The sequence below is a fragment of the Streptomyces sp. NPDC005808 genome (genome assembly GCF_042871385.1).
Classification (GTDB): Bacteria; Actinomycetota; Actinomycetes; order Streptomycetales; family Streptomycetaceae; genus Streptomyces.
In genome coordinates, this window is record NZ_JBIAIK010000038.1 from 1 (window position 1) to 8,132 (window position 8,132).

Annotated in this window: 1 protein-coding gene; it reads right to left on the reverse strand. The window is 72.8% G+C overall.

Annotated elements, in window-relative coordinates:
* A partial coding sequence (locus ACFYPC_RS36915) for a type I polyketide synthase (protein ID WP_391891721.1) occupies nucleotides 1-8,132 on the reverse strand: 8,132 nt, incomplete at both ends.

The window sequence follows — 8,132 nt, forward strand, 5'->3', positions numbered from 1 at the left end:
CACGGTGCTCGAACGCCGTCCGGGTCACAGCGAGCGAGTAGCCGATGTCCAGCGGCGACAGACCGGCGTTCTCCCGGACCTGTGCCAGCAGTCGCCCGGCCTGGCCCGCCAGGGCCCCTTCGGACTTGGCTGACAGCACCCACGGCACCACCGGCAGCACCGACTCCACGACCGGTACCTCGGCCGGCTCGGACTCCTGCGGCTGCTCCAGGATCACATGCGCGTTCGTACCGGAGATACCGAACGAAGACACACCCGCCCGACGCGGACGATCACCCGCCTCCGGCCACTCCCGCGCCTCCGTCAACAGCTCCACCGCACCCGCCGACCAGTCCACGTGCGTGGACGGCTCATCGACATGCAGCGTGGGCGGCATGACGCCGTGGCGCATCGCCATGACCATTTTGATGATCCCGGCGACACCCGCCGCCGCCTGCGTGTGACCGATGTTCGACTTCAAGGACCCCAGCCACAACGTCCGGTCGACCGGACGGTCCTGACCGTACGTCGACAGCAGCGCCTGCGCCTCGATCGGGTCGCCCAGCTTCGTACCCGTCCCGTGCGCCTCCACCGCGTCCACGTCACCCGCGGCCAGACCCGCGTTGGCCAGCGCCTGGCGGATCACCCGCTGCTGCGAGAGGCCGTTCGGGGCGGTCAGGCCGTTGGACGCACCGTCCTGGTTGATCGCGGAGCCCCGGACGATCGCGAGGACCTGGTGGCCCTTGCGGCGCGCGTCCGAGAGCCGCTCGACGAGGAGCATTCCGACGCCCTCGGACCAGCCCGTGCCGTCCGCGCCCTCCGCGAAGGACTTGCAGCGGCCGTCGGCGGCCAGGCCGCCCTGCCGGCTGAACTCGACGAAGCCGCTGGGCGTGGCCATGACGGTCACACCGCCCGCGAGGGCGAGGTCGCACTCCCCCGCCCGCAGCGCCTGCGCCGCCAGATGCAGCGCGACCAGCGAGGACGAGCAGGCGGTGTCGACCGTGACCGCAGGACCTTCCAGGCCGAGGGCGTAGGACACGCGGCCCGACAGCACGCTGGTGGCCGTTCCGGTCAGCAGCTGCCCGCTGACGCCTTCCTCGCCCTGGGCGAGGGCTCCGGCACCGTAACCCTGGCTGCAACCACCGGCGAAGACGCCTGTCCGGCTGCCGCGTACGGACACGGGGTCGATGCCGGCCCGCTCGAAGACCTCCCAGGAGGTCTCGAGGAGGAGCCGCTGCTGCGGGTCCATCGCGAGGGCCTCGCGCGGCGAGATCCCGAAGAAGTCCGGGTCGAAGTGTCCGGCGTCGTGGAGGAATCCTCCGGCGCGGGCGAACTCGACGTCCGTACCGAGGCCGCCGGAGGGTGCGTTCTCCCAGCCGCGGTCGGTCGGGAAGCCGGTGATGCCGTCGCCGTCGGTACGGACGAGCTCCCACAGCTGGTCTGGGGACCGTACGTCTCCCGGCAGGCGGCAGCTCATAGCGACGATCGCGATCGGGTCGTCGTCGGATCGGCTCTGTGCCGCCTGGGGCGCCTCGGGGGCGGCGCCCTGGTCCAGGATCTGGTCGACGAGGTGGCCGGCCAGGCCGTTGGCAGCCGGGTAGTCGAATACCAGGGTGGCGGGCAGCTGAAGCCCGGTCTCGTGGGCCAGGCGATTGCGCAGCTCGACGGCGGTGAGGGAGTCGAAGCCCAGGTCGCGGAAGGCGGTGGTGACGGGAATGGCGGAAGGGTCGCTGTGGTCCAGGACGGCTGCCGCGTGTGTGCGGACCAGGTCGAGAAGGGCCGCGTGGGCGTCTGCCGGGTCGAGTCCGTGCAGCCGGTCGACGAGTTCCGGGCGGCCGTTCCCCGTCGTACGCGTGCCGGCGTCGCCGGCGGCCGCGTCGGCCGTCTCGTACAGGCGGGCGACGTCGGGGATCCCGCCGAGGAGCGGGCTGAGCCGCATGGCCGTGAACGCGGGTGCGAAGCGGTCCCAGGTGACGTCGGCGACGGCCAGGCTGGTCTCGTCGCCGGCCAGCGCCTGGCCGAGCGCCGTCAGGGCGCTCTCCGGGTCCATGACGGGCAGGCCGCGACGGCCGAGCTGTTCCTCGCCCTCGGCGGTGACCAGTCCGCCACCGGCCCAGGGGCCCCAGGCGAGGGAGGTGGCGGTGAGGCCGCGGCCTCGGCGCTCCTCCGCGAGGGCGTCGAGATAGGCGTTGGCGGCGGCGTAACCGGCCTGCCCGCCACTGCCCCAGACTCCCGCGATGGAAGAGAAGAGGATGAACGCGTCGAGGTCGGACTCGGGGTCGGAGAAGACGGCGTCCAAGTTGGCCGCTCCGGTCACCTTCGCGTGCAGCACATCGGCCAGTTCGGCGGTACCGATCTCGGCGAGCGGCATGATCTGGCCGATGCCGGCGGCGTGGACGACGGTACGGACCGGGGTGCCGTCGGCCTGGAGGCCGGCGACCAGGCGGGTGAGGGCCGCGCGGTCGGTGACGTCGCAGGCCGCGACTGTCACCCGTACGCCCGCGGCGGCGAGCTCGTCGCGCAGTTCGGTGGCGCCGGGTGCGTGGGGTCCGCGGCGGCTGGTCAGTACCAGGTGTTCGGCGCCGTTGGCGGCGGCCCAGCGGGCCACCCGGGCGCCCAGGCCACCGGTACCACCGGTGATCAGGACCGTGCCACGGGCCCGCCAGTCGGCGCGAGCACCGCCGGCCGCGGCGCGTACGACACGGCGGGCGAAGGCACCTGACGCGCGCACGGCGACCTGGTCCTCACCCGACTCTCCGGCCAGAACGGCGGCCGTACGTGTCCACGTCCGCGCATCGAGCGCCTCGGGCAGATCGATGAGTCCACCCCAGCGGCGCGGGAACTCCAACGCCGCCACCCGGCCCAGCCCCCAGACCTGGGTCTGGGCGGGACTCCGCAACGGGTCGGAGGCACCGACCGACACCGCACCCCGGGTCAGGCACCACAGCGGCGCCTCGACCCCCGCCGCGCCCAACTGCCGAACCAGCGTCAACGTCGCCGCAAGCCCCGGAGACACACCCTGATCAAGGGTCGTGTCCTCCAGCCCCAGCAGCGAGACGACACCCGCTGCGTCGTTCCCGTACGAGACATCCGCCCCGGCGGTGAGACGTACGACCTCGGCTCCGGCGGTGGCGAGACCTTCCTCGCACCAGTCGGCGACGTCCGCGGCACCGGCCTCGGGCACGACGAGCAGCCAACGACCGGACAGCCTGCCGGCTGGCGGCTGTACGAGCTTCCAGGCGACGCGATAACGCCACCCATCGACCTCCGAAGCCCGGCGCCGACGGCGCCGCCACGAGGACAGCGCGGGCAGCACCTCGCCCAACGGGGCGTCCGCCGACAGCTCCAACTCACTGGAGAGCGCCGAGAGGTCCGCACGCTCGACGGCATCCCAGAAGTCCGCGTCCACCGGATCGGCGGCCGTGGCCCCGGGGGCCGCCTCGGGCGGCGCCGGCCAGTAACGCTCGTGCTGGAAGGCGTACGTGGGCAGGTCGATGAGGCGCGCGTCGGTCCCTTCGTAGTACGCCGTCCAGTCGACGGCCGTGCCACGGACGTGGAGCTCGGCCAGGGCGGTGACCACGGCATCGCTATCCGGACGGTCCTTGCGCAGGACCGGAACGAACGCCGCGTCTTCGGTGACGCAGGACTGCCCCATCGCGGAGAGGACCCCGCCCGGACCCAGCTCCAGGTACGTGGTGACGCCCTGGGTCTCCAGGTGCCGCATCCCGTCGAGGAAGCGGACGGTCTGGCGGACGTGGTCGACCCAGTAGGCGGCTGTCAGCATCTCTTCGCCCGCGAGTTCACCGGTGAGGTTGGAGACGACCGGGATACGGGGGGTGTGGAAGGTCAGGCCCTCGGCGACCGCCTTGAACTCGGCCAGCATGGGCACCATGCGCGGCGAGTGGAAGGCGTGGCTGACCCGGAGCCGCTTCGTCTTCTCGAAGCGGGCCGCTATGGCGAGAACCACGTCTTCGTCGCCGGAGATGACGACGGAGTCGGGGCCGTTGAGGGCTGCGATGGAGACACCCTCGATGAGGAGGGGAAGGACCTCGGCCTCGGTGGCCTGGACGGCCACCATCGCGCCGCCGGTAGGCAGCGCCTGCATCAGACGACCGCGAGCCGCGACCAGCGCGGCCGCATCCTGAAGCGACCAGACACCCGCCACATGCGCAGCCGCCAACTCACCGATCGAATGCCCGAGCAGGAAGTCCGGCGTCACACCCCAATGCGCGAAGAGACGGAAGAGCGCGACCTCGATCGCGAACAGACCCGCCTGCGTGTAAACAGTCTGGTCGATCAGCTCCGAGCCACCGAAGACGATCTCCCTGACCGACTGGTCCAAGTGCCGGTCCAGCTCCGCGCAGACGGCGTCGAAGGCATCGGCGAACACCGGATACACCTCATACAGCTCACGGCCCATCTCGGCCCGCTGCGAGCCCTGCCCCGAGAACAGGAACGCCGTACGACCACCCCCGACCACACCACGCACCACACCCGGGACCGAGCGGCCCTCCGCGACCGCCCGCAGCAGCGCCTCGCGGTCCTCACCGACCACGACCGCACGGCGGTCCAGGTGGGCTCGGCTCGTTGCGAGGGTGAGGCCCACGTCTGTGAGCGGGAGTTCGGCGTCCTCTCGTATCCGGGCGAGCAGCCGCTCGGCCTGACCGGACAAGGACTGGTCCGACTTCGCCGACAGCACCCACGGCACCACCGGGAGCACCGAGTCCGCGACGGGTACCTCGGCCGACTGGGACTCCTCCTGCGCTTCCTCCAGGATCACGTGCGAGTTCGTACCGGAGATACCAAACGAAGACACACCCGCCCGACGCGGACGATCGCCCGCCTCCGGCCACTCCCGCGCCTCCGTCAACAGCTCCACCGCACCCGCCGACCAGTCCACCTTGGAGGTCGGGCTGTCGACGTGCAGCGTCTGGGGGAGAACGCCGTGCCGCATCGCCAGCACGAGTTTGATGATGCTCGCGACGCCGGCGGCGGCCTGGGTGTGGCCGATGTTGGACTTGATCGAGCCGAGCCACAGCGGCTGCCCCGCTGGACGGTCCTGGCCGTAGGTGGCGAGCAGCGCCTGCGCCTCGATCGGGTCGCCCAGCTTCGTACCCGTACCGTGCGCCTCGACCGCGTCGACGTCGCCGCCCGTCAGGCCGGCGTTGGCGAGGGCTTGACGGATGACGCGCTGCTGGGACGGCCCGTTCGGGGCGGTGAGGCCGTTGGACGCACCGTCCTGGTTGATCGCGGAGCCCCGGACGATCGCGAGGACCGGGTGGCCGTTGCGGCGCGCGTCGGAGAGCCGCTCGACGAGGAGCAGGCCGACGCCCTCGCCCCAGCCTGTGCCGTCGGCGGCGTCCGCGAAAGCCTTCACCCGGCCATCGGCGGCCAGGCCGTTCTGGCGGCTGAACTCGACGAAACCGGCCGGGGTGGACATCACCGTCACACCGCCGGCGAGGGCCAGGTCGCACTCCCCCGCCCGCAGCGCCTGGATCGCCCAGTGCAGGGCGACGAGGGAGGAGGAGCAGGCCGTATCGACGGTGACCGCCGGGCCTTCCAGACCGAAGGCGTAAGAGACGCGGCCGGAGAGGACGCTGGCGAGGTTTCCGGTGACGCCGTGTCCGGCGAGCGCGTCGTCGGCATTCTGGACGATGTCGCCGTAGTCCTGGCCGTTGGTGCCGGCGAAGACGCCGGTCCGACTGCCCCGCAGCGACAGCGGGTCGATCCCGGAGCGCTCGAACACCTCCCACGAGGTCTCCAGGAGCAGCCGCTGCTGCGGGTCCATGGCCAGGGCCTCACGCGGCGAGATCCCGAACAGTGTGGGGTCGAACCGGGCCGCGTCGAGCAGGAATCCGCCCTCGCCGACGTATGAGGTGTGGGGCCTGCGCCGCTCCGGGTCGTACAGGGCGTCGAGGTCCCAGCCGCGGTCGGTGGGGAAGCCGGTGATGCCGTCGGCACCGGCGGCGAGCATCCTCCACAGGTCCTCGGGGGAGCCGACTCCGCCGGGGAAGCGGCAGCTCATGCCGACGATGGCGATCTTCTCGTCGTCGCCGGGGCCGCCGTCGGCCGGGATCCCCGCGGGCCCGGCTTCGGCATCGGAGCCGCCCAGTTCACCGAGGAGGTGGGCCGCGAGGGCATTCGGCGTGGGGTAGTCGAAGACGAGGGTCGTGGGCAGCACCATTCCGGTGGCGGCGCCCAGGTGATTGCGCAGGTCCACGGCGCTCATGGAGTTGAAGCCGAGGTCCTGGAAGCTGCGGTCGCTCGGGATTCTGCCCGCGTCGGTGTGGCCGAGGACGGTCGCGGTCTCGGCCAGTACGAGATCGAGTACGGCGCGGGCCCGCTCGGGCGCGGCGAGGGAGAGCAGACGGGCGGTCTGGGAGGGCTGGGCCGGACCGCCGGGCGCGTGGTCGGCCGTGCCGGTCGCGGACGGGCCGGCGAAGTCCGGAAGGTCGCGGATCAGCGGGCTCGGGCGGCGTGTCGGGGTGTGCGCGACCATGCGCTGCCACTGGATGTCCGCGACGACGACGAACGTCTCGTCCTGCTGCAGCGCCTGCTGCAGCGCGGTCAGGGCGGCTTCGGGTGCCATCGCGCCCGCGCCGATGCGCTCGAAGCGCTCCTCCGCGTCTCCTACCCCGAGGCCGGCGCCGGCCCAGCGGCCCCAGGCGATCGAGGTGGCGGGCAGGCCGGCGGCACGGCGCTGCCGGGCGAACGCGTCGAGGAAGGCGTTGCCCGGGGCGTAATTGCCTTGGCCGGGTGCTCCGACGATGCCGCTGAGGGAGGAGAAGAGCACGAACGCGGACAGGTCGAGGTCGCGGGTGAGCTCGTGCAGGTTGCGCGCGCCGTCGACCTTGGCGCGCAGCGCGTAGGCGAGGCGCTCGGGGGTCAGCGAGTCGATGAGGCCGTCGTCGAGGGCGGCTGCCGCATGCACGACCGCGGTGAGCGGGGTGTCGGCCGGGACGGACGCGAGCAGTTCGGCGAGGGCGGTGCGGTCCTCGACCTCGCAGGCGGCGAGGCGAACGCGGCAGCCGGTGGCTTCCAGTTCGGCGACGAGTGCGCCGGCGCCGGGCGCGTCGGCACCACGGCGGCTGGTGAGGATGAGCTGTTCGGCACCATTGCGGGCCAGCCAGCGTGCGACGTGCCCGCCGAGAGCGCCGGTACCGCCGGTGACCAGGACGGTTCCGCTCGGGGTCCACGGCAGTTCGGCGGCCGCGTCGCCGAACGGGGCGCGGACGAGGCGGCGGGCGTAGGTGCCGGTGGCGCGGATCGCGACGTGGTCCTCGTCCTCGGTGCGGGCGAGGACGCGGCGCAGGGCGGCGCGGCCGCGCTGGTCGAGCTCCTCGGGGAGGTCGACGAGTCCGCCCCAGCTCTGCGGGTACTCCGTGCCGAAGACGCCGCCGAGGCCCCAGGCCATGGCCTGGACGGCGCTGGCGACGGGCTCGGACGACCAGGCCGCGACGGCGCCGCGGGTGGCGGTCCACAGGGGCGCGTCGAGGCCCGTGTCGCCGAGTGCCTGGACCAGGGCGACGGAGGCGGCGAAGCCCGCGGGGACGCCCGGGACTTCGGGGTGATCGCTTTCGTCGAGCGGGAGCAGGGAGAGTACGCGGGCGATACCGGCGGGTTGGGCCGCGAGCAGCTCGCGGAGCTGCCGCGCGATCGCCTCACGCGTGTGTCCGGCCGGCACCCGGAGGATGGTGGCCCGGTCGGCGCCGAGGGCGAGGAGGCAGGCGTCGGCGAGGGAATCGCCTGCCGCGTGGTCCGGTACGACGAGCAGGGAGGCGCCCGGGAGAGCCGGTACGGCGGAGCCGTGGCCGGGGAGCCGCTGCCAGGTGGTGCGATATCGCCAGGAGTCCACGGTGTCCGTCTCGTCCCGGCGTCGCCGCCAGTCGGAGAGGGCCGGGAGCACCTCGCTGAAGGGGGCGTCCGGGCCGACGGCGAGGGCCTGCGCGAGGGCGTCCACGTCGCCTTGGGTGACGGCGTCCCAGAACGCGGTGTCCATGGCGGGGCCGTCGACGGTCGTACGGGCGCGGGAGGAGGCGTTGAGCCAGAAGCGCCGGCGCTGGAAGGCGTAGGTGGGGAGGTCGGTGCGCTGGGCGCCGGTGCTCGCGTAGTACGTCGCCCAGTCGACCTGCCCGCCGCGGACGTGGAGTTCG